This is a genomic window from Arthrobacter sp. YAF17, from assembly GCF_052113365.1.
GTDB lineage: Bacteria > Actinomycetota > Actinomycetes > Actinomycetales > Micrococcaceae > Arthrobacter.
In genome coordinates this window covers 35,461-56,895 of record NZ_JBFRDB010000016.1, presented here as the reverse complement: position 1 = coordinate 56,895, position 21,435 = coordinate 35,461, and the positions used below count along the sequence as shown (strand labels likewise).

Below are 21,435 nucleotides of genomic sequence, written 5' to 3'. Positions count from 1 at the left end.
GATCTGAGAGAGCATCCGGCCTACAGCTGGAGGGTGACCGGCCGCAGCAGGCCGTTGACCGTTGTACCGGGCCAGCGGTCGTCCACCGTCAGGACTTTCACGCCGGACTCGGTGAGCTGGACCGTGTCCTCGATCTTCACCCCGGGTCCCGACGGGTTCCAGGTGAACGGCTGGTTGGTTACGACGGAGTCCGTGGCGGACGCGGTGACGCGAGGATCCCGTCCCGCATAGCCGGCCGGTCCGCCCTGGTGGTGCTGCTCCCACTGCTCCGCGCCGAATCCGTGGCGCGCGTAGGCTGCCTTGATCTCTTCGAAGACCCGGTCCAGCCGTGCGCCGGGAACAGTGGCGTCAAAAATGTCCGCCTCAACAGCGGCGATCCGGGCCTCGGCGTCGAGCTCTTCCGGGGTGCCGCCGTCGAACCTCACCCAACGGGTGAGATTGGCAACCAGGCCGTCCCGGCGGGCGCAGATCACGGCCATGGCGCGGCGGCCGAGGGGCGCGTGGGTGGCCAGCGGGTGGCGGAAGCCGCTCCGGGAGCTGCCGTTGCACAGAAGCACAAGGGGTTCCGCGCCGACGGCGACCACCCGGGCGGCCAGTGCGGAGACCAGTTCGAATTCGGTTGTGTCCGGCCGGGCGGTGGAGAGCACATCGGTCATGATGCCGGCCATTTCCGCGCTGAGCTGGGCATAGCGGGCGGACTCGCCGGGGAGCAGTTGCTGGCGGGCCTCCCTCAGCGCCGCGGCCACCGCGGACTCGGCCAGCGGAGTTCCCGCGCCCGCCCCGGAAGCAATCCCGACGGCGGCCGCTGCCTCGTGCAGGTTCCCGTACCAGGGAACGGAGTGAAGTGAGACCCCGGCAGGGAGCTCCTCTGCGGCGATCCGTCCGGCTTCGTTGTTGAACGTCACCAGGTGGTCACCCTCCCGGTCCACCAGCAGCGCGGCGATGGGGTCCCCGGCCAGGCTGATGTGCACGCGGCTCCCGTCCAGGTACCAGGTCAGGGCCGTGTGGGTGGTCAGCAGCACTGCGTCCTTTCCTTCGGCGTCGAGGATGTCAAGGACCCGGCCCCGCTTGATGGCGCGGTCCGCAGCGGACGCCGGCGCTGTGCGTTTGCCGGTGCGCAGTGTGCCGGTGGTAGGCATGGCGGTGGTGGTCTGGCTCATGAGTTGTCCCCCGGTGATGTGATCAGTGTCTGGATGTCGTCAGTGCTAAGGATTCCGTCGGCGATATATACGGTCACGGTGCGGTGAACCGGGGCACCGGGGTGGGCGATGACCGGCTCATCCCAGGCCAGCGACTGCCCCACCCCCGGGTATCCCTCCACCCGGACGAACCACGGTTCGGTCGAACCCGCGGCGGCGACGAATACCAGCGTGGCGGCACCCGGAACGGTGTGAACGTCCGCGGCGCTGCCGGGGCCGTGGCCGCCGTCGGCTGTTCCTGCAGTGAAGCTGCCCGACCAGGCGAGCCACGGGGTGACGCTCCCGTGGACCTCGGCTTCCCCAACTCCGGCCGGGGTCCACACTTTCGCTCCGGAACATGCGGGGAGGCGCCAGAAGAACCCCCCATACCCGCCGCCCACGCGGCCATTGGAACCCGGGCTGCCGAGGCTCACCGGCTGGTTTCCGGCGGGGGAGAGGGCGAAGTCCAGCGTGAGGCGCCAGAGCGAAGGTCCGACGCCGGCCCACGTCCAGGTCCGCTGCTCAGCCAGGAGAGGAGCGCCGTCCGGCCCGTTCCAGGCCAGGGACTCGGCCAGCTCACCGTCGCCGGGGGATGGAACACCCTGGGATGGCTCGCCCCCGGATGGCTGGCCCGGGGCGCGATCACCGGCACTGACGATGCTGCCGTGGTCCGGCCGCCAGACGTACCCGCCCGCCTCCCGCGTGTAGGTGCGGCCGCCCCAGAAGTTGAAACCGGCCACGTCCTGGAGGGCCACCCCCGCGCCCAGATGCCACACATGATCCAGCGGCTGGTGGTCCGTGACCACGGTGCCGCCGAGCGTACGGACGGGGTGCAGGTAGGGCCGGGGCGAGGAGGAGACGCGGATCCGGCAGCCGTCCTGGTACCCGGCGACGGGCCTGCCGTCGATTGCGAACGTCCGGACGGGCGGCAGGCTCCGCGCCCACGAGACATTCAGTTCGGCGAAAGTGGCCTGCGCCTTGGCTGCACGCGCGATCAGCTCAGGGATGCCGTTGACCACAGGGTGGGCGTCGTCGCCGTCGCCATGCCAGGTGATGTGATCGGAGCTGATCGCCAGCGGTTCCGGGGCCGTGCGGATCGCCTCCAAAACAGCGGTGAACGCGCCGGTATCAGCCAAGGCGCACAGCAGTGGTTCGCCGGCGGTCCGGGCCGCAAGCAGGTTCTCCAGCAGGTCGATCCGCCCGAACGTTTCGCGGCGCTCGCCGGCCGGCGTGGTGGTAAGGACTTCGTCTTGGGTGTAATAGAAGGTGATATCTCCCCGGGTGCCGTGGACCGTCACCGAAGGGTGCTGCTGTTCGGGGGCGCAGAGCGTGAGCGCGCACAGCAGGGTCTGGCCGGCTGCAGTGCGAACCCGGATCACGGAGGTGTCGTCGCTCTGGGTGTTGTGGGCACGGTAGAGATCTGTCTCCACGGAGGCCACATCGGCAGTGGTGTGCGCACCGGCCATGTGCAGCCCGGTGGCCACGGCATGTGCCAGGGCGTTGGTCGCCACACCGTCCACCACGTCGGTCCCGTCAAGGCTGCGCTTGCCTGCCCAGCGGGAACGCTTGAAGTAGCCCTTGGTCCGCAGCCACATGCCGGTTGCACTCAAGCCCAGGACGTCTCCGATTTCGCCGGATTCGATGGACGCGCGCATCGCGGGCAGGGCCAAGGATCCCAGGCTCTGGAACCCCACCTGCACCCGGCGGCCCGCGGCTTCCGCCGCAGCCAGCACCTCCTGGAACTGCGCCATTGAGGCCACCGGCGGTTTTTCCACGTACACATCGGCTCCCGCAGCCAGGGCGACCAGGGCCAGGGGCGCGTGGGTCTGAATGGGCGTGGCCAGGATGATCACGTCGGGGGCCGATTCCGATGCCAGCAACTGGTCAAAGGAGTCGAAGACAGCGACAGAGCCGCCCAGCGTGCCCTCTTCCGGCGGATGCGGGTCTGCCACCGCCACAAGCTCCAGGACGCCGGCTGCTTCAAGCCGGGCCAGGTTGGACAGATGCCGTTGGCCGAAGCCATGCACACCGACGAGCGCGATCCGCGGGAGGGCTGCCGGAGCAGGGCTTCCGCCTGCCGCTGAAGGATTAGCGGGTGCCGTGGGAGCGTTTTGCGGAATCATCGAGGTCCTCGGTGGATTGGTGATGGGTCGGGGAAGGGTGGTCCGGGGCGGAGCCTTCGGCGCGCAGGGTCCTGGACAGGTAACAGATTGCTTCACGCTGCATCGCGGCAGTAAACACATGGCCGCCGGGCCAGAAGCTGCCCGTATAGCTTTCGCGCCCGTGCCGGGATTCCAGGATCTGGTGGGCCTGGCGCATTCCTTCTTCGGGGAACAGTTCATCGGCCAGCGCGTACTGCACCAGGAATCCTTGGGCAAGGGATCTGCCGGTCAGTTCCGGCCAGTCGCCCAGCTTCCACAGCCCGGGGGTCTGGAGCAGCCAGGAATGGGCGTCGAGGTAGGCAGGCAGCAGCGACCGGAACGTTGTCATCATGCACGTGATCACGTAGTTCCGGATCTGCGGGCTGAGGACCGCCAGGGCCAGGGCACGGCCGCCGCCGCCGGAGAATCCGATGCAGCCCAGCCGCTCCGCGTCCACAAAGGGCAGGCCGGCAAGGATGTCCAGGGCAGCAAGGTCATCATGGGCCACCATCCCCGCCAGGCTGGTGCCCAGCAGGCCTGCGGCCTTGGCCACGGTGTCCTCGTGGATTCCCGCGCCGGCGTTATACAGTTCAGCGTCGGAGGGGTCGACGCCGGCCTCCCGCCACTGCGACCTCCTTGCCTCCACTGCGGCTTCCGTCCTCCACGGCGGCGTGGCCAGATCGAAGCGTCGGCTGCCCCATGAGAAAGTGTCATGGGCCAGGACGGCGAAGCCGCGGCGGGCAACATCCGAGGCCAGAGCGCGCCCTCCGTAAGTTTCGCCCTGGGCCGCTGCCGCGGACGGGTGGATGTCGGGAAGCCGGACCAGCCGGTCGGCCCCGCCGAACTTGTTTCCGCCGTGGCAGTGCAGTGCCAGCACGCCGGGCAGCGGGCCGGAACTCCCGGCCGGGCGCAAAAGCCAGCCCGTGGTGGGGGGACCGAAGCCCAACTGCCAGCTCAGCTGGGAGGTGGTGACGCCGTCGTGCGTGTCCTCCCAACGGACGGTTACGTCCGCCGGCGGAACAACGTCCGGGACACCCAGGGCGTCCGACAGTTCCTGCGCGGACGGGGTGGCTGCCTGGAAGCGCGGTCGGTCCAGGACGTAGGCAGGCCAGTTCTCAAAGCCTGCAATTGCGCTGGGCCGGACCGGCCGGGATTCCGTGCTCACTGACCTGCCTGTTGTTTGGTTGATGAGGATCGGGAAGGCGCGTCGGATCTGTTCCGGTGTTGGTTGGCCGGTCGGGGATCCGTTTCGGAAAACGCTTTCTCGAAATGTACCCAAAAGGCTATACAGGAGTCAAGAAAGCGTTTACTTTGGTACGGAGCCGCTTTCAACGTCCCGGGTGACGGGCGCCGGATCCGTGAGGCTGAACCCCAGCCGCCGCGGAAGACGGCGGAAACCGACCGCCCAGTGCGATCATCCCAGACGTAGGGGGCCACGATGACCAAAGGAGGCCACATGGCCGCTAGAGACAGAACCGAGTTGCCGTGCCCGGCAGGAGTGCCGGCCGCCGCGGACTTGCTGCGCGAAACGGAGTCGCGGCAATGAGCGCCATGAGTGAACTGAGCACTCTCAAGGGTCGCAAAGGGCCGATGACGGCAGCGGAGAAGAAAGCCAACGGCCGGGATAATAAGGCCGCGTATATCTTCCTGCTGCCGTGGCTGGTGGGCCTGGTGGCCATCACCGTCGGTCCGATGCTGATGTCGCTGTATTTGTCCTTCACGGACTACAACCTGCTGCAGCCGCCGGAATGGGTCGGGCTGGATAACTTCATCCGGATGCTCGGTGACGCCCGGCTGCACAACTCGCTGGGCGTGACGTTCACCTATGTCTTCGTGGGTGTGCCGCTGCAGCTCGCGGTTGCCCTGCTGATCGCGCTGGTGCTGGACAAGGGCCTGCGGGGCCTGCCGTTCTACCGCTCCGTGTTCTACCTGCCGTCCCTGCTGGGCGGTTCGGTGGCCATCGCGATTTTGTGGAAGCAGATCTTCGGCACCACCGGGCTGGTCAACCAGGCACTTGCGATGTTCGGCATCGAGGGCCCGGGCTGGATTTCCGATCCGAGCACTGCACTGAGCTCCATCATCCTGCTGCATGTGTGGACGTTCGGCGCCCCCATGATCATCTTCCTGGCCGGCCTCCGGCAGATCCCGGTGATGTACTACGAGGCCGCAAAGGTGGACGGCGCCAGCACGCTTCAGCAGTTCTGGAAGATCACGCTGCCGATGCTCAGCCCCATCATATTCTTCAACCTGGTGCTCCAGATCATCGGATCCTTCCAGTCCTTCACGCAGGCGTTCATCGTCTCGGGCGGCAACGGCGGCCCGTCAGACTCCACGATGTTCTTCACCCTGTACCTGTACCAGAAGGGCTTCGGCCAGTTCGACATGGGCTACGCCTCAGCGATGGCCTGGTTCCTGCTGGTCATCATCGGTGTGTTCACCGCCATCAACTTCATCGCTTCCAAGTATTGGGTTTTCTATGACGACTGACCTGCAGACGCTGCCCGCCGCGGACAAGAACGCCGCCGGCTCCGGCAAGCCAACGAACCACCGCAAGCCCAAAAAGGCCCGCGAATCACGCGGGACCCTGGCCTTCAGCCGGAAACAGCGGACCAAGGCGCTGGGCAAGCACGCCATCCTGATCCTGGCCGGGGCCCTGATGATCTACCCGCTGCTGTGGATGATCGCCTCCTCGCTCCGGCCCAATGACCTGATCTTCCGCGATCCCGGGCTCTGGCTGAACAGCCTGGAAATGAGCAACTACACCGACGGCTGGTCCGCGCTGACGCACCCGTTCGGGCACTACATGCTCAACTCGGCCATCGTGGTCATCGGCTCCATCCTGGGCAACCTCATCTCCTGCTCGATGGCCGCGTACGCGTTTGCCCGCCTGCAGTTCACCGGCAAGAAGCTGTTCTTCGGCATCATGCTGCTGACCATCATGCTGCCGTTCCACGTCGTGATCGTGCCGCAGTACATCCTGTTTTCACAGATCGGCTGGGTCAACACCTTCTGGCCGCTCATCGTGCCCAAGCTCCTGGCCACCGACGCGTTCTTCATCTTCCTCATGGTCCAGTTCATCCGCGGCATCCCCAAGGACCTGGACGAGGCCGCACGCATCGACGGCGCCGGCCACCCCCGCATCTTCCTGCGGGTCATCCTGCCGCTGATGGTCCCGGCCCTGGCCACCACCACGATCTTCACCTTCATCTGGACCTGGAACGACTTCTTCGGCGCCCTGATCTACCTCACGGACCCGGACATGTTCACCGTCCCCGTGGCACTGCGCGCCTTCGTCGACTCCCAATCCGCCACCAGCTGGGGATCGCTGTTCGCGATGTCCATCGTGTCGCTGCTGCCGGTGTTCCTGGTGTTCCTCTTCGGCCAGCGGTTCCTCATCAAGGGCATCGCCACCACCGGCATCAAATAACCTCTTGTAATACAAGTCACTAACTTGTAGCATAAGATCAAGAAAACGCTTTCTCACGCAAATTCGTCCTCACTAGATCAACGAAGATCGGAGTACCCAGTGCCGCTTTTTCCCCGCTCTGACGCTGCTGGCACCAACAGCCCGGCAGCTGTGTCACCCTCTGGCGCACGGCGCCGCAACCGCAAGGCGGGCGTGATTGCCGCGGCAGCCGCCGTCGTCATAGCCCTCAGCGCCTGCGGCGGGGGAGGCACCCCGCAGAGCGACGGTGGACCCGTCGAGCTGCGCTTCTCCTGGTGGGGGAGTGACAAGCGGGCCCAGGTAACGCGGGCCGCCATCGCCGCCTTCGAGGCTGAGAATCCCAACATCAAGATCAAGCCCGAATACGGCGACTGGAGCGGCTACTGGGACAAGCTGGCTACCCAGGTTGCCGCCAACGATGCCCCGGACATCATTCAGATGGACGAGAAGTACATCACCGAGTACTCAACGCGCGGTGCGCTGCTGGACCTCTCCAAGTACAAAATCGACACCTCCAAGCTTGACGAGGCGGCCCTCAACGCAGGAAAGGGCGAGAAGGGCTTGACGGGCATCGCCGCCGGTATCAATGCCGCCACCATCCTGGCCAACCCGGCGGTCTTCAAGGCTGCCGGGGTTGAGCTCCCGGACGACAAGACCTGGACCTGGGACGACTTCGAGCGCATCTCCGCCGAACTGACCGCCAAGTCGCCGAAGGGCACCTATGGTGCCGCCGCCTACGGCACAGACGAAGCCTCGCTGGGAGTCTGGCTCCGGCAGAACGGCAAGACCTTGTACACGACCGACGGCAAGCTGGGCTTCGAGCCTGGTGACATCGCCGAGTGGTGGGCTTTCCTGAAGCAGCTCAGTGAGAACAAGGCTGTACCTTCGGCCTCTGAGGTCGTGGAAGCTGAGGCTGCCCCCCTTGATCAGAGCGGCCTGGCCACCGGCAAGAACGGGCTCGCGTTCTGGTGGTCCAACCAGTTGCCGGCCCTGGAGAAGGCTGCCGGCTCGGACCTGCAGATTCTCCGGTTCCCCTCCACCACTGGCAAGGCTGCAGACGCCCAGCTTTGGTACAAGGCATCCCAGTTCTGGTCGGCTTCATCGCGGACCAAGCACCCTGAAGAAACCGCCAAGTTCATCAACTTCCTGGCCAACAACAACAAGGCCGGGGAAGCCCTGCTGGCTGACCGCGGTGTGTACCCCAACTCTGACGTCCGGGCGGCCATTGAGTCCAAGCTGACCCCCGCCGACATCAAGGTGGTCAACTTCATTGACCAGATCAAGGACGAGCTCGGCGAGGCTCCGGCTCCGCCGCCGAAGGGCGCCGGCGCCATTCAGGAAATCGTCAAGCGCTACACCTCAGAGGTGCTGTTCAACCGGCTGTCCACTGACGAAGCCGGCAAGAAAGCCCACGACGAGATGAAGTCCGCCATCAGCTAAGCCGCACACCCGCAATCCGTCAGGGCGCCTTCGCAGGTCCGGATGCTCCTGCAGAAAGCGTACGACGGCGGGTGGTCACCACCGTCCCGGTTGGAACCTTTTGGTTCCGGCCGGGACGGTGGTGTTTAAGCGAAAGAAGGCAGACGGGGGGACCGCCTCAGCGGCAGCACTGCTGGAGCATTTCCGCAGCCTCCCCGGCTGACCCGAAGACTCTGTGTGACCGCCGCGATTTTGCGGCGGCGGCGGTGTGCGGTTAACGTGTGGCTATGACGAACCGTTGGTATGCGTATTTTTCGTTGGCTCTGGAGGGGCCCGCGTCTAGCTGACACGCATCCAACCTTCCTTCAGAGCCAACAGGGCAGAGATCATTCTCTGCCCTTCGCCATTTCCCGGCGGGTTCTGATCTGGGCCCGCTCCGCACCCCGGAACAGGACCCCCAAACATGAGCATCGAAGCAGCCCCCGAATCCCAGCTGTCCACCTCCAACCTGCGCGTCAGCGAGTTCACCCCGCTGCCGACCCCGCAGGATATGGTCGCAGAACTGCCGTTGGATGCCCGCCTGGCCGAGGTCGTCGCGAGGGGCCGGGACGAGGTCCGCGCGGTCATGGACGGGGTCGATGACCGCTTGCTGGTCATTGTCGGCCCCTGCTCCATCCACGATCCCAAAGCCGGCCTGGAATACGCCCGCCGGCTGGTCAGCCAGGCCGAACAGCACAAGGAAGACCTGCTGATCGTGATGCGGGCGTACTTCGAGAAGCCGCGGACCACGGTGGGCTGGAAGGGCCTGATCAACGATCCCCGGCTCGACGGCAGCCACGACATCGCCGCCGGGCTGCGCGCCGCACGCCGCTTCCTGCAGCAGGTCACGGCCCTCGGGCTGCCCGCGGGCACGGAGTTCCTGGAACCGATCAGCCCGCAGTACATGGCGGACCTCGTCTCCTGGGGCGCCATCGGTGCCCGCACCACTGAAAGCCAGATCCACCGCCAGCTGGCGTCGGGACTGTCCATGCCGATCGGGTTCAAGAACGGGACCGACGGCGACCTGCAGGTCGCGCTGGACGCGTGCAGCGCCGCCGGGGCGGCCCAGGCGTTCCTCGGCATCGACGGCGACGGCAGGGCCGCACTGGTTTCCACCGCAGGCAACCCGGACACCCACATCATCCTCCGGGGCGGACGGAAGGGCCCCAACTACTCCTCCGCCGATGTTGCGGCCACGACGGCCAAGCTGGCCGACAAGCAGCTCAACCCGCGGCTGATCGTGGATGCGAGCCACGCCAACAGCGGCAAGAACCACCACCGGCAGGCGGAAGTCGCCCTCGAAATCGGCTCACAGCTGGAGGGCGGCAGCGCCTCGGCGGGGGCCATTGCCGGCGTCATGCTGGAGAGTTTCCTGGTTGGCGGGGCGCAGAATCTGGATGTCGCCGAGCACGCCGCCGGTACGGACGCGCTGGTCTACGGCCAGAGTGTGACCGACGCCTGCATGGACTGGGACGTCACGGCTTCGGTCCTGGCGCAGCTTGCGGCCTCCGCGCGCATCCGCCGGAGCCGCGTCTAGGCGGCCGGGCGGGAAGGCGGTGCCAGAAAAAAACTGTGACCGGACCGGGAGATTCCCGCGCAGCTCTTTCACATTGGCACCATCAGCCCCTAGAGTATCTAACACATGGTTGTTTGATGGCTCAGCATCGGCACACCGCCATGTCGTTTAGATGGGGCTGCCGTTCGCTTGAGTAAAGGAATAGGGAAATGTCTTCGGAGGCTAACTTCTCCAACGCACGCTTCTTGACCGTGGCCGAAGTCGCGGATGTGATGCGCGTGTCCAAAATGACCGTGTACAGGCTTGTTCACTCCGGTGAGATGCCGGCCGTCCGTTTCGGGCGCTCCTACCGGGTGCCGGAAACCGCCGTCGAACAGTACCTCAAGGGTGCTGTCGTCGACGGGCACACGGAAACAGCCTGAGTCTTCTGCGGCCGGAGTGAGGACCTGCAGGCGCCCTGGGGTGCCTGCGGTCGTGGTGTGCCCCCGATAGGCGGTACCCTGTTAAGGAACGTTTTACGTCATTGTAAGAACCTGTCAGTTGTACAGTCTGCTGCTTAGCCCGCGGACCCTTTCCAACAGGCAGGTACTGCATCTAGCCGGTAAGGAACTTTCGTGGGTTCAGTTATTAAGAAGCGTCGCAAGCGTATGGCCAAGAAGAAGCACCGCAAGCTGCTTCGCAAGACGCGCCACCAGCGTCGCAATAAGAAGTAGAAATACTTCACATCATGTGAATGCCCGTTGCCTTTCCGGCAGCGGGCATTTTCTTTGGTCTTCCGCCCCTGATCCGCCCGGCCGACGCGGCTTCAGCTGTGCGACGACGCGGTTGCAGGTCGCCGAGGCGCAGTGGAACGACCGGCCTGGGTTGGCACCGGCGCTGCGGTTTCGGACAGCCGACGCGGTTGTAGACCCACGCTACGCGGATCCGCGTAGCGTCCGTCCGAAAGCACAGCGCTTAGCGGGAAGCGCAGCGGAAAGTGGTGCGGGCTCGTAAGGGCGACGTGGCTTCGGATCGGCGACGGTTCAGCCTGGCGCTGCATTTTCGGACAGCCGACGCGGTCGTAGACCCACGACGCGCGGACCGGCGCAGCGTCCGTCCGAAAGCACGGCGCTTAGCGGGAAGCGCAGCGGAAGTGGTGGGCGGAGGGTCTGGTCAGCCCGGGCTGGGCTGGGCTGGGCAGGCGGGGCAGTGGCAGCCGGCGACGGTTCAGCCTGGCGCTGCGGTTTCGGACAGGCGACGCGGTTGTAGACCCACGCTACGCAAATCCGCGCAGCGTCTGTCCGCAAGCACAGCCCTTAGCGGGAAGCGCGGCGGAAGTCGTGGGGCGGACGCTCAGGTCAGCCTGGGCTGGGCTGGGCGTTGACAGCGGACGCGGGTTAGCATCGGCGCTGCATTTTCGGACAGGCGACGCGGTTGTAGACCCACGCTACGCAGATCCGCGCAGCGTCCGTCCGAAAGCACAGCGCTGAGCCGGCAGTGGACCGGCAGCGGCCCTGGCGGAGTCAGACCGTGGGGCCGCGGAAGCGGGAGAACCCCCGCCAGAGGCCGTAGATAGCCCCTCCTGCGGTGGCAGCCTTGAGCCCCAAGGTGGCCGCGCGCCGCCCGGAGCGGAAATCGTAGACCGGCCAGTTGTGCTCGCGGGCGTGGCGGCGGAGCCGGGCATCGGGGTTGATGGCCACGGGGTGCCCCACCATGCTCAGGAGCGGGATGTCGTTGTGCGAATCGCTGTACGCCCAGCACCGGGCCAGGTCCAGGCCCTCGGCCTCGGCGATGGCGCTGACGGCCACCGCTTTTGCGGGGCCGTGCAGGATGTCACCGACCAGCCGGCCGGTGTAGGAGCCGTCCCGGATTTCGCCCACCGTGCCGAGGGCGCCGGTAAGGCCCAGCCTGGTGGAGATCACCGTGGCCACCTCGATCGGAGTGGCCGTCACGAGCCAGACCTTGCGTCCCACCCGGAGGTGCTGTTCGGCGAGGGCCTTGGCCCCCGGCCAGATCCGGGATTCAATCATTTCGTCATAGACTTCTTCGCCGAGCGCCTCAATGTCCTCAACGGTGAATCCGGAGGCGAGGCCCAGGGCGGTGTCGCGGACCGCGTGGACGTCGTCCATGTTTTCCCCGCGAAGCACAAACATCAGCTGTTTCCAGCCGAATCCGGCGGCCTGGGGAATGGTGAACGCCCCGCGCTGGTGCATTTTGCGGGCCACGTGGAACAGGCTGGCGCCCCGCATGAGGGTGTTGTCGACGTCGAAGAACGCGGCTTCGCCGAGCTGCGGTGCTGCAACAGGCTCTGTGGCCTCAGCGACGTACTTCTCTTCGGACATGCCACGAGTCTAGTCAACGCCGGGGCCCGATCCTGCCGCCCGGGCCGCGGCGGCGGCACCAAATGCGTCTGGCGCGTCGACGCGGGACGGGCCGGCGGGCTACCGTGGAGCCATGCCACAGCCCGACGTCGTCCTCATCACCAAAGCTGACTGCCACCTGTGCTCGGCGGCGCGCGCCGCCGTCGAGCGCGTGACAACAGGCCTGGGGATCGGCTGGAGGGAGCAGCCGGTGGATGACGACGCCGAACTGCGGGAACGCTTTGCGGAGGAGATCCCTGTGGTGCTGGTGGATGGTGTCCAGCGGGACTTCTGGAAGATCGACGAAGTCCGGCTGGAGCGGACGCTGCGGCGGGTGCTGGACGGGCCGGCCTGAAACATAGGGACCGGCTGGAGAGCGCTGCTTTGTCCGCTGATCGGCGGTGGCTCTAGAGTGGAAGTCACAACGCGACAATGGAGCAGATAGTGACTTCGCTGGATTCATCCCCTGACGCGCTGCCCGGGGGAACAGGGACTGCTTCCAAGCAGATTCCGCCCGCGGCAGTAGCCCGGCTGACCATCTATCTGCGCGCCCTCACCACCCTGCTTTCCGAGGGCATCGACAGAGTCTCCTCCGAATCCCTGGCCGAGGCCTCGGGCGTCAGTTCCTCCACGCTCCGCAAGGATCTTTCCTATGTCGGCTCCTACGGGACCAGGGGCGTCGGCTACGAAGTGCAGTACCTCAACCGGCATATTGCGGCGGCACTGGGCCTGACGCACGACTGGAAGGTCGCCATCGTCGGGGCCGGCAACCTCGGCAAAGCCCTGGCGCGGTACGGCGGGTTCGAGTCCCGGGGCTTCGATATTGTTGCGATCTTCGATGCGGACCAGCTGGTGGTGGGCAGCGAGGTCGGCTGGCTGCGTGTCAGTGATGCCGCGGACCTAGAACCTGTGCTGCAGCGGACCGGCGCCAACATGGTGGTTCTGGCACTGCCGGCCGCCGTGGCCCAGGACGTCTGCGACCGTGTGATTGCCGCCGGTGTGCGGAGCATTCTCAGCTTTGCCCCCGTGATGCTGCAGGTGCCGCCCGGGGTCAACCTGCGCAAGGTGGACATGGCCACCGAACTCCAGATCCTCGCTTATCACGCACAGAGGGCGCAGGACCCGGAGGATGCTGACTAGCTTCAGTCAGCCCGTCCGGCTCCCGCGCCCTCCGCGGTGGTGCCTTGCTGTTTAGTATTGTCCGCCCGGCTGCCCGTACGGGTTGGCGAACGGCTGCTGCTTGCTGAAGTAGGGTGACGAAGCCGGCAGGTACAGCATCACAATGCCGGCGATGCCGAGGAGGACTGCCAGCGTGCCGAGGCTCAGCGGGAAAATGCTGAAGATCGACAGGGCTGCGAAGACAGTGCCGAGGATCCGTGCCCAGTTCTTGCCCTTGCGGACGTTCAGGGCGACCAGGGCGTAGAGCCCGGCGCTGATCAAGGCGAACACCAGGATGCTCCCGACGAGGACGCCCCGGATGTCCTCATAGGGAATGTTGGCGCCGCTTGCGGCCATCTGCTGTTCGAACATGTTCCGCATTTCCGGGGTATCCAGGGTGCCGAGTGCCATCAACAGGGAGAGAATCCATACGACGCCGGACGCGACGATGAGCCAGAAAGCCGTGTTGACGCTCTTTGGCATGCCGGCCGCGGCCTGAGGCTGCCCGGAGGGGTAGCTGGCGTAGGGGGACTGGCCGTAGGCGGGCTGGTTGTACTGCGGAGCCTGCTGCCCGGGCTGGTTGTTCTGCGGCTGGTTGTATGGGGGCTGGTTCTGGCCGTACTGGGGGAGCTGCGGGGCGTTCTGGCCATACTGCGGCGCCTGCTGACCGTACTGCGGTGCGGACGGCGCCTGGCCATACTGGGGCGCGGAAGGCGCATTCTGCCCGTACTGCGGGTTCGACGGCGGCTGCTGGCCGGGCTGGGGTGCGTTCTGGCCGTAGCGGGGCGCCTGCTGGTCGCCCGGCTCGGGGGCGTCCGGGTTCGACGGCGGGACTGGCGGGATGCTCATGGGCGTTCCTTTGCGTGGCGGTCTTGGTCAGATACCGGAAACAGCTTCCTGCCCTGCCCCCAGCATGGTTACGTCCACCGTACCGCGGGCCGGTGCCGGTGTGGATCATTCCGGAGAGGTATTCTCACCGGCGCCCGGGCGGCCGCCGCGGGGTCACGTCAGCGAACAGCTGGAGGCGCCACGGCGTGCGTCGGGACGAAATTCAGAGGCGGTTCAGCTGCGCCCCCGCAGTGAGGCGAACCAGGCCTGCGAGTTGGGCAGCCACATCAGCACGGTCGCCACCAGGCTGATGACGAAGCTTGGCCAGTTCCCGCCGCCCCGGCCCTCAGCCGCGTTGGCGTTGAGGATGGCCAGCAGCAGGGAAATGCCGGCGACGATCGTGAGGGCGAAGCGGGCCCACTCGCGGCCCTCCTTCATCTTCATGGCCAGGATGACCTGTGCCGCGGCAAGGCCGAGGGCCACGAGCACCAGCAGGAGCACCACGAATCCCAGACCAGGAGCCACCGCCAGGAGAACGAACGACCCGAAGAGGCCGATGACGCCGCCCAGCAGGCCCAGCAGTCCGCCGATGAGCCAGATCCAATAGGCGACTTTTAGCTCCGTCGGCAGCCACGTGACCGTAAACATGCCGGCGAAGCCGCCGCTGGGCATGGCGTCGTTGAAGTTCCGCGGCCGGTCCGTTGGAAGTTCGAAGCGGAAACCGCCGGAGGGTTGGTCCGGCGCCTGATATGCGGGCGGCGGCTGGTAACCCTGCTGCGGCGGCTGATATGCGGGCGGCGGCTGGTAACCAGGCTGAGGTGCCTGATATGCGGGCGGGGGCTGGTGGCCAGGCGCCTGATAGCCCGGCGGCAAGTTCCCGTCAGGCAGGTTCCCACTCGGAAGGGTTCCGGCCGGAAGGTTCCCATCCGGCATGTTCCCGTCCGGCGCCGCCGGTGTGCCCCGAGGCGCGTCGGCGCCGGCGGGCGGAACGCTGCCCGGCTGCGGTGGCCGGGCGCCCGGCTGCTGCGGCGGAGGTACCTCATCAGGGTTGCTCATGGCTCTCACTGTAGACCGCGAATGTACCGGCTTCTAGGGATTATGGCCGTGTTGCCGGGCACGGCGGGAGGCCGCCAAGAGGGGCTCGTGCAGACTGCACAGCCGACCCCTCAGGAACCGCAACACCAGGGTTAGCCGCAACACCCGGATAAACCGCCGCGCCCGGGTTAACCGCAACACCCCGCTCCGTCACTGGGACGAAGCGGGGTGCCGGCGGCTGCAAGCCTCAGGGTTCCGGTCCCAAAAGAACCGGCCCGGTGCTGCGGACTAGGCTGCGGGGGCGATGAAGGCGAGTTCCAGGTTGATGGCGACCTTGTCGCTGACCAGCACGCCGCCGGCGTCGAGGACTGCGTTCCAGGTGAGGCCGAAGTCCTTGCGGCTGATCGTGGTCTCGGCGGACAGGCCGGCGCGGGTGTTGCCGAACGGGTCGACGGCAACGCCGTTGAACTCGGTCTCAAGGGCCACCGGGCGGGTGACTCCCTTGATGGTGAGATCGCCCTGGAGTTCGTAGGCGTCACCCTTGGGGACGATGGTGTTGGAGACGAAGGAGATCTCAGGGAACTTCTCGACGTCGAAGAAGTCTTCGCCGCGTACGTGGCCGTCGCGGTTGACATCGCCGGAGTCGAAGCTGGCCGTCTTGATCGTGGCGTTCACCTTGGAGTCGGTGACTTCCTCGGCGAGGTCAAGGGTGGCGGCGGCGTCGGTGAACTGGCCGCGGACCTTGCTGATGCCCGCGTGGCGGACGGTGAAGCCGATCTCGCTGTGCGACGGGTCGAGGGTCCAGGTGCCGGTGGTGACGTTGGCGGGAAGTGCCATGGTGGTTCTCCTTGAGTCGGGTGGGTCGTTCGGTGGTCTGATCGTCAGCCGAAGCATCATTTGTTGAAGTCTCAACTAACTGCTTCACCCAGTATAAACATGCATTTGCATCTTTTATTCCAACTCTGGGGAACATTTCTCAAAACACTTGAGTTCTACTTCTTGTAGAAGATTTCGTCATTGCCCCTGCCCTTTGAGAAACTGGTACACATGCCCCAAGCCACTGTTCATTTGCTCCGCCACGGCGAGGTCTACAATCCCGACGGCGTCCTGTACGGAAGGCTGCCCGAATTCCACCTCTCCGAGCTCGGCCAGGAGATGGCCCGGATGCTCGCGGAGCACTTCAGTGCGAGGGCCGCGCAGGGGGCCAAGATCGTCCACCTCGTCGCCTCGCCGCTGACCCGCGCGCAGGAGACGGCGCAGCCCATCTCTGAGGCGCTCAACCTCCAGATCGCCACCGAGGCCCGCATCATCGAGGCCGCCAACTACTTCGAAGGGCTCCACGTCGACAAGGCGGAGATCCTCAAGCCGAGGCACTGGCCCATGCTCCGCAACCCGTTCCGGCCGTCCTGGGGCGAGCCCTACAAGGACCAGGCCGCCCGGGTCATGGCTGCCGTTCAGGACGCCCGGTTGCGGGCACTCGAACTCGGCGGCGATGGCGCCGAAGCCATCCTCGTCAGCCACCAGCTGCCCATCTGGGCCACCCGGCTCAGCGCCGAGGGCAAACCCCTGTGGCACGATCCGCGCAAACGCGAATGCACCCTCACCTCGGTCACCTCCCTGACGTTCGACGACGCCGGGAACCTTCTGGGGGTCCAGTACAGCGAGCCTGCGGCCGCCCTTCTTCCCGGTGCGTCCAGCACCCCCGGAGCCTGAGCATGAGCGCTAATAACGGCAATCCGTCGCCGCTGACCCGCCGCAGCCTCCTGACAGCGGGCGGTGCGGGGCTCGCCGTCGTGCTGGGCCTGTCCGGATGCGCCCAGGAGGATGCGCTGGCCAAGCAGGCCAAGGCCGGCGACAACAAGAACTACGTGGCCGGCGACGGTTCGGTTACGGAATTCGCCGTCGCGGACCGCAAGAGCCCGATTGCCATTAAGGGCACGCTCTTCGATGGCACCGCTGTGGCTGCCGAGGCTTTCCAGGGTCAGGTGACCGTGCTCAACTTCTGGTTCGCGGCCTGCGCGCCCTGCCGGGTTGAGGCGCCGTCGCTGGAGGCCCTGCACCAGGAGTTCAAGAGCCAGGGCGTGCAGTTCTTCGGCGTCAATCTTCGGGACGAAAAGGCCGCGGCGGAGGCGTTCGACAAGACCTTCAACCTGACCTACCCGAGCTTCAACGACAAGGACGGCGCCGTGCTGCTGGCCGTTTCCGGCCTGGTTCCGCCCGGTGCCGTGCCCACCACGCTGGTGCTGGACAAGCAGGGCCGCGTGGCGTCCCGTGTCCTCGGGGAGATCCAAAAGGGCACCCTGAAGTCCCTCATCGCCGCTGCCGTGGCCGAGTAGAGGGCCAGCCACCGTGAACAGCCCCTTCGCCGAAGCCATCCTGAGCGGATCGCTGCTGCTTGCCATCCCGGTGGCACTGCTCGCCGGCTTCGTCTCCTTCCTGTCACCCTGCGTGCTGCCCCTCGTGCCCGGGTACCTGGGCTACGTCACCGGCCTGACCGGCGTCGACCTCCAGAAGCAGAAGCGCGGCCGCATGCTGGCCGGCATCGGGCTCTTTGTCCTGGGCTTCTCGGTGATCTTTGTGCTGCTCGGCGGCGCTTTCGGGCAGCTGGGGACGCTGATCACCGGCTCACAGAACGCCTGGATCACCCAGATCCTGGGCATCCTCGTGATCATCATGGGTGTGGTGTTCATGGGCGGCTTCGGCTGGCTCCAGCGCGACGCCAAGATCCAGTCCAAGCCCCCCGCCGGGCTGTGGGGTGCGCCGCTGCTGGGCATCACCTTCGGCCTGGGCTGGGCGCCCTGCATCGGCCCGACCTATTCCGCGGTCCAGCTGCTGAGCCTCTCCGGCGGGTCGTCGGCGGCCAAGGGCGCGTTCCTGGCGTTTATCTACAGCCTCGGCCTGGGCATCCCGTTCCTGCTGATTGCCCTGGCCGTGCGCCGCGGCATCGGCGTGATGTCCTTCTTCCGCAAGCACCGCCTCGCCATCCAGCGCATTGGCGGCGCAATCCTGGTGGGGCTGGGCCTGCTGATGGCCACCGGCGTGTGGGGGACCTGGGTGTCCGAGTTGCAGTACTGGTTCCAAACCGATGTGAAATTGCCGATCTGATGAGCGAGCGAGTGAACGAAGAGAAGAATTTCCCAGCCAGCGGCACCAAGCGCACCGGAGCTGAGCCCGACGGCACGCCTGCCGGTGCGACGTCCGGCGGTGCCGGCGCCAAGTCCGGCGGCGCAAGTCCCGTCGCCGCCGCGAAGGCCGAGGCTGTCCTGCCCGCGCTCGGCCCGATGGGCATGCTCCGCTGGGCCTGGACCCAGCTGACCAGCATGCGCACCGCGTTGTTCCTGCTGCTGATGCTGGCCGTGGCCGCGGTCCCCGGCTCGCTCTTCCCGCAGCGGCCGGCCAACCCCTCGACCGTCACGCAGTACATCAAGGACCACCCGGACTACGGCAAGATCCTCGACGCACTCCAGCTCTACGATGTGTACTCCTCGGCGTGGTTCTCGGCGATCTACATCCTGCTCTTCATCTCGCTGATCGGTTGTGTGGTCCCGCGCGCCATCGCACACTACAAGGCGATGCGTTCCCAGCCCCCGCGGACACCCGCACGGCTGTCCCGGCTGCCCGAATACGGCACACTCGTGATCCCCGCCGACGCCGGGATCCCGGCGTCGAGCGCCATTGACGACGCCGCTGGGCTGCTGAAGAAGCGCGGCTACCGCGTCGACGTCCGCGACCGCGACGGCGCCCGGCCCTCGATCGGTGCCGAACGCGGCTTCCTGCGCGAAGTCGGCAACCTGGTCTTCCACACCTCGCTGATCGGCGTGTTAGTGTCCGTCGCAATCGGCGGGCTGTTCGGTTACAGCGGGCAGCGGATCCTCGTCGAGGGCGACACCTTCGTCAACACCCTCGTCGGGTACGACCAGTTCACCCCGGGCACCAACTTCCAGAGCAGCCAGCTGCAGCCGTACTCGGTCCAGCTGGACAAGTTCCAGATCACTTTCGACCGGGAGTCCCGGGGCAAGAACGGCCAGCCCATTGACTTCAAGGCTGACGTGACCACAAAGGAAACCCCGGATGCGCCTGCCAAGAAAGAGGTGCTGAAGGTCAACGATCCGCTCACCCTCGGCGGCACCAGCATGTACCTCACCGGCAACGGCTACGCCCCGGTGGTCACCATCCGCGACGGCGCCGGAAACGTCTCCATGCAGGGACCGGTGGTGGCCAAGCTGCAGGGCGACAACTACTACTCGTCCGTCGTCATCAAGGTGCCGGATGCCAAGCCGGAGCAGCTCGCCTTCGCCGGCTTCTTCCTGCCCACCGCGTTCATTACCGACGAGGGCGTGTCCTTCAGCGGCGATCCGGAGCTGTTCAACCCGCAGCTGACCCTGAACTCGTACTACGGCGACCTCGGCCTGGACGACGGCGCCCCGCAGAACGTCTTCGAACTCGACGTCAAGAAGCTCACACCGCTCAACGCCCGCAACCTCGACGCCGGTGGCATCACCCTCGCCCCGGGTGCGAGCTACACCCTGCCCGACGGCAAGGGTTCCATCAGCTTCGACGGCGTCAAGCGCTACGTCGGCGTCGACATCCACCACAATCCGGGCCAGCTGTACGCCCTGATCTTCGCGCTCCTGGCGGTGGCCGGCCTGGTCACCTCGCTGTACGTGAACCGCCGCCGCGTCTGGGTCCGGACCGGAACCCATGACGACGGCCGCACCATGGTCGAATACGGTCTCCTGGCCCGCGGCGAGGACCACCGGTTGGCCGGGGAGGCAGCGGCGATCCGCAAACTGCTCGCGGGTGCCTGGGATCTTGGGGACTCCCAGTCAGCTCCCAGCGGAACAGCGGATAATGACGGGGCGGATACCAAGCTGCCCGGGGCCGGGGCTTCGCAGGTCCCGACGGACCACCCCGCAGCAGACTTCATCCAGTCAACAGCCGGCTCTTCCGAGTCAAAGAAGGATCAGTAATGCTCCCCATCAACGAAACCATGGGCCAGTACAGCGAGTTGTTTATGCTCCTCGCGGCGGGCACCTACACGGTGGCTTTCATCGCCTTCGCGTGGGACCTGGCCAAGAGCAGCAAGACGCTGCGCGCCGTGGACCTGAAGGCCGCCCAGCTGTCGGGTGCCGACGCCGCCCGCGTTCCGGTGGCTGCCGGCGTCGGGTCCTCCTCCGGTGCTGTTGACCGGGCCGACGCGGACGTGTCCGGGCCTGTCGGCCGGGCAGAACGCCCGACGTCGTCCGTCGCTGGTGCCGCTGCCGGGAACACTGCCGGGATTGGCCGGACCGCCGACGGCGCCATGCGCTACTCCGCCGCCGAGCGCCGCGTCCCCGCCCGGGTCGCCGTCGCCGTGACCGTACTGGGTGCCGCCATCCATGCAGCCGGCGTCATCACCCGGGCCATGGGCGCGGGCCGCGTGCCGTGGGGCAACATGTACGAGTTCCTGACCACCGGCGCGTTCGTGGCCGTGGCCGTCTTCCTGCTGGTCCTGGTCCGCCGTGACCTGCGCTTCCTGGGCACGTTCGTGGTGGGCCTGGCGATCATTATGCTGGTTGCGGCCTCGGTGGCGTACTGGACCCCGGTGGGCCACCTCGTTCCCGCGCTGCAGAGCTACTGGCTGATCATCCACGTCTCGATCGCCGTGCTGTCCTCGGCGCTGTTTACCCTGACGTTCGCGATGTCCGCGCTGCAGCTGGTCCAGTCGCACCGGCAGAAGACCATCGCGGCCGGCGGCGGCGACAAGCTGGGCTTCATGCGCCTTGTCCCGTCCGCGCTGAGCCTCGAGAACCTCTCCTACCGGATCAATGCCATCGCGTTCGTCGGCTGGACCTTCACGCTGATGTTCGGCGCCATCTGGGCCGAGAAAGCCTGGGGCCGCTTCTGGGGCTGGGACACCAAAGAAGTCTGGACGTTCGTGATCTGGGTGGTCTACGCCGGCTACCTGCACGCCCGCGCCACCCGTGGCTGGACCGGAACCCGCGCGGCCTGGCTCTCGATCGTCGGCTACCTCTGCGTGGTCTTCAACTTCACGATCGTGAACCAGTTCTTCAACGGCCTGCACTCCTACTCGGGGCTGTAAACCGCGGTCTCAAGACTCCGCGATCCGCTCAGTCGCCACGAATGGCCGCTAAGCCCCGCGCTTAGCGGCCATTCGCGTCAGATAGGTGCGCGGGCGGGTACGGTGCTGGCCAGGGCATCGCCCATTTGCCACAAGTGTCCGCGAAGCCACGTCGTTCTACGTCCGTTCGCCACAAGTGGCCGCCAAACCACCCTTTAGCGGCCATTCGCGTCAGATGGGTGCATGTCTGGTTGGATTGGCGTTTCCTGGGGTCGA

20 protein-coding genes are annotated in these 21,435 nt (G+C 66.4%); 13 read left to right on the top strand and 7 right to left on the bottom strand.

The genetic code is table 11. The features are described from left to right. Positions 1-20 precede the first annotated feature (20 nt). The 3 genes from AB4Y67_RS14080 to AB4Y67_RS14070 are packed head-to-tail and all read right to left on the bottom strand — an operon-like array spanning position 21 to position 4,484. A complete protein-coding gene (locus AB4Y67_RS14080; RefSeq protein WP_441406398.1) occupies positions 21-1,160 on the bottom strand; it encodes a M24 family metallopeptidase in 1,140 nt (379 codons plus the stop codon). Continuing rightward, on the bottom strand, positions 1,157-3,301 hold the full coding sequence (locus AB4Y67_RS14075) for a DUF6807 family protein (protein WP_441406397.1): 2,145 nt from the start codon (positions 3,299-3,301) through the stop codon (positions 1,157-1,159). The genes AB4Y67_RS14080 and AB4Y67_RS14075 overlap by 4 nt, the downstream gene beginning before the upstream one ends. Continuing rightward, complete coding sequence (locus tag AB4Y67_RS14070; RefSeq protein ID WP_441406396.1) at positions 3,267-4,484, bottom strand: acetylxylan esterase; 1,218 nt, start codon at positions 4,482-4,484, stop codon at positions 3,267-3,269. The genes AB4Y67_RS14075 and AB4Y67_RS14070 overlap by 35 nt, the downstream gene beginning before the upstream one ends. Before the next feature lie 377 nt (positions 4,485-4,861). On the opposite strand from AB4Y67_RS14070, the gene AB4Y67_RS14065 reads away from it, so the two are divergent. The 6 genes from AB4Y67_RS14065 to AB4Y67_RS14040 all read left to right on the top strand — a co-directional run bounded on the left by AB4Y67_RS14065 (position 4,862) and on the right by AB4Y67_RS14040 (position 10,451). Continuing rightward, on the top strand, positions 4,862-5,806 hold the full coding sequence (locus AB4Y67_RS14065) for a carbohydrate ABC transporter permease (RefSeq protein ID WP_441406395.1): 945 nt from the start codon (positions 4,862-4,864) through the stop codon (positions 5,804-5,806). Next, a complete protein-coding gene (locus tag AB4Y67_RS14060) occupies positions 5,796-6,746 on the top strand; it encodes a carbohydrate ABC transporter permease (protein WP_441406394.1) in 951 nt (316 codons plus the stop codon). Before AB4Y67_RS14065 ends, AB4Y67_RS14060 begins: the two co-directional genes overlap by 11 nt. Before the next feature lie 99 nt (positions 6,747-6,845). Then, positions 6,846-8,204: an ABC transporter substrate-binding protein gene (locus AB4Y67_RS14055; RefSeq protein ID WP_441406393.1), complete on the top strand. Its 1,359-nt coding sequence runs from the start codon at positions 6,846-6,848 to the stop codon at positions 8,202-8,204. A 442-nt stretch (positions 8,205-8,646) separates the two neighbouring features. Then, positions 8,647-9,759, top strand: coding sequence for a 3-deoxy-7-phosphoheptulonate synthase (locus AB4Y67_RS14050; RefSeq protein ID WP_441406392.1), 1,113 nt, complete (start codon positions 8,647-8,649; stop codon positions 9,757-9,759). A 188-nt stretch (positions 9,760-9,947) separates the two neighbouring features. Beyond that, complete coding sequence (locus tag AB4Y67_RS14045; RefSeq protein ID WP_024365616.1) at positions 9,948-10,160, top strand: helix-turn-helix domain-containing protein; 213 nt, start codon at positions 9,948-9,950, stop codon at positions 10,158-10,160. Positions 10,161-10,352: 192 nt separating this feature from the next. Then, entirely contained in the window at positions 10,353-10,451 is a 99-nt protein-coding gene (locus AB4Y67_RS14040; RefSeq protein ID WP_003792170.1) for a 30S ribosomal protein bS22, read from the top strand. Positions 10,452-11,240: 789 nt separating this feature from the next. Here the strand turns inward: AB4Y67_RS14040 and AB4Y67_RS14035 are convergent. Next, positions 11,241-12,059 carry an HAD family hydrolase gene (locus tag AB4Y67_RS14035; protein WP_441406391.1) on the bottom strand — a complete coding sequence of 273 codons (819 nt, stop codon included), beginning with the start codon at positions 12,057-12,059 and terminating at the stop codon, positions 11,241-11,243. A gap of 112 nt (positions 12,060-12,171) precedes the next feature. Here AB4Y67_RS14035 and AB4Y67_RS14030 point away from each other — a divergent pair, with 112 nt between their 5' ends. Together AB4Y67_RS14030 and AB4Y67_RS14025 are read left to right on the top strand one after the other, a co-directional pair. After that, entirely contained in the window at positions 12,172-12,432 is a 261-nt protein-coding gene (locus AB4Y67_RS14030; RefSeq protein ID WP_441406390.1) for a glutaredoxin family protein, read from the top strand. 89 nt (positions 12,433-12,521) lie between these two features. Then, complete coding sequence (locus AB4Y67_RS14025; protein WP_441406389.1) at positions 12,522-13,217, top strand: redox-sensing transcriptional repressor Rex; 696 nt, start codon at positions 12,522-12,524, stop codon at positions 13,215-13,217. 51 nt (positions 13,218-13,268) lie between these two features. Here AB4Y67_RS14025 and AB4Y67_RS14020 read toward each other — a convergent pair whose 3' ends face one another. From AB4Y67_RS14020 to AB4Y67_RS14010, 3 genes are all read right to left on the bottom strand, one after another. Next, on the bottom strand, positions 13,269-14,084 hold the full coding sequence (locus tag AB4Y67_RS14020; protein WP_441406388.1) for a hypothetical protein: 816 nt from the start codon (positions 14,082-14,084) through the stop codon (positions 13,269-13,271). 213 nt (positions 14,085-14,297) lie between these two features. Continuing rightward, the gene (locus AB4Y67_RS14015; protein WP_441406387.1) at positions 14,298-14,735 is read right to left on the bottom strand and encodes a hypothetical protein; all 438 of its coding nucleotides are present in this window, start codon (positions 14,733-14,735) and stop codon (positions 14,298-14,300) included. 651 nt (positions 14,736-15,386) lie between these two features. Then, positions 15,387-15,935, bottom strand: a complete 549-nt coding sequence (locus AB4Y67_RS14010) for a YceI family protein (protein ID WP_441406386.1) — start codon at positions 15,933-15,935, stop codon at positions 15,387-15,389. A gap of 210 nt (positions 15,936-16,145) precedes the next feature. On the opposite strand from AB4Y67_RS14010, the gene AB4Y67_RS14005 reads away from it, so the two are divergent. From AB4Y67_RS14005 to ccsB, 5 genes are read left to right on the top strand one after another with little or no spacing between them, the layout of a single operon-like run. Beyond that, on the top strand, positions 16,146-16,811 hold the full coding sequence (locus tag AB4Y67_RS14005; RefSeq protein ID WP_441406385.1) for a histidine phosphatase family protein: 666 nt from the start codon (positions 16,146-16,148) through the stop codon (positions 16,809-16,811). Between the two features lie 2 nt (positions 16,812-16,813). After that, on the top strand, positions 16,814-17,434 hold the full coding sequence (locus AB4Y67_RS14000) for a TlpA family protein disulfide reductase (protein ID WP_441406384.1): 621 nt from the start codon (positions 16,814-16,816) through the stop codon (positions 17,432-17,434). A 13-nt stretch (positions 17,435-17,447) separates the two neighbouring features. Further along, positions 17,448-18,203, top strand: a complete 756-nt coding sequence (locus tag AB4Y67_RS13995; RefSeq protein WP_441406383.1) for a cytochrome c biogenesis CcdA family protein — start codon at positions 17,448-17,450, stop codon at positions 18,201-18,203. Further along, entirely contained in the window at positions 18,203-20,068 is a 1,866-nt protein-coding gene (resB, locus tag AB4Y67_RS13990) for a cytochrome c biogenesis protein ResB (protein ID WP_441406382.1), read from the top strand. The genes AB4Y67_RS13995 and resB overlap by 1 nt, the downstream gene beginning before the upstream one ends. After that, positions 20,068-21,180 (top strand): c-type cytochrome biogenesis protein CcsB, encoded by a 1,113-nt coding sequence (gene ccsB, locus AB4Y67_RS13985; RefSeq protein ID WP_441406381.1) that lies wholly within the window; start codon positions 20,068-20,070, stop codon positions 21,178-21,180. Before resB ends, ccsB begins: the two co-directional genes overlap by 1 nt. Positions 21,181-21,435: the final 255 nt, after the last annotated feature.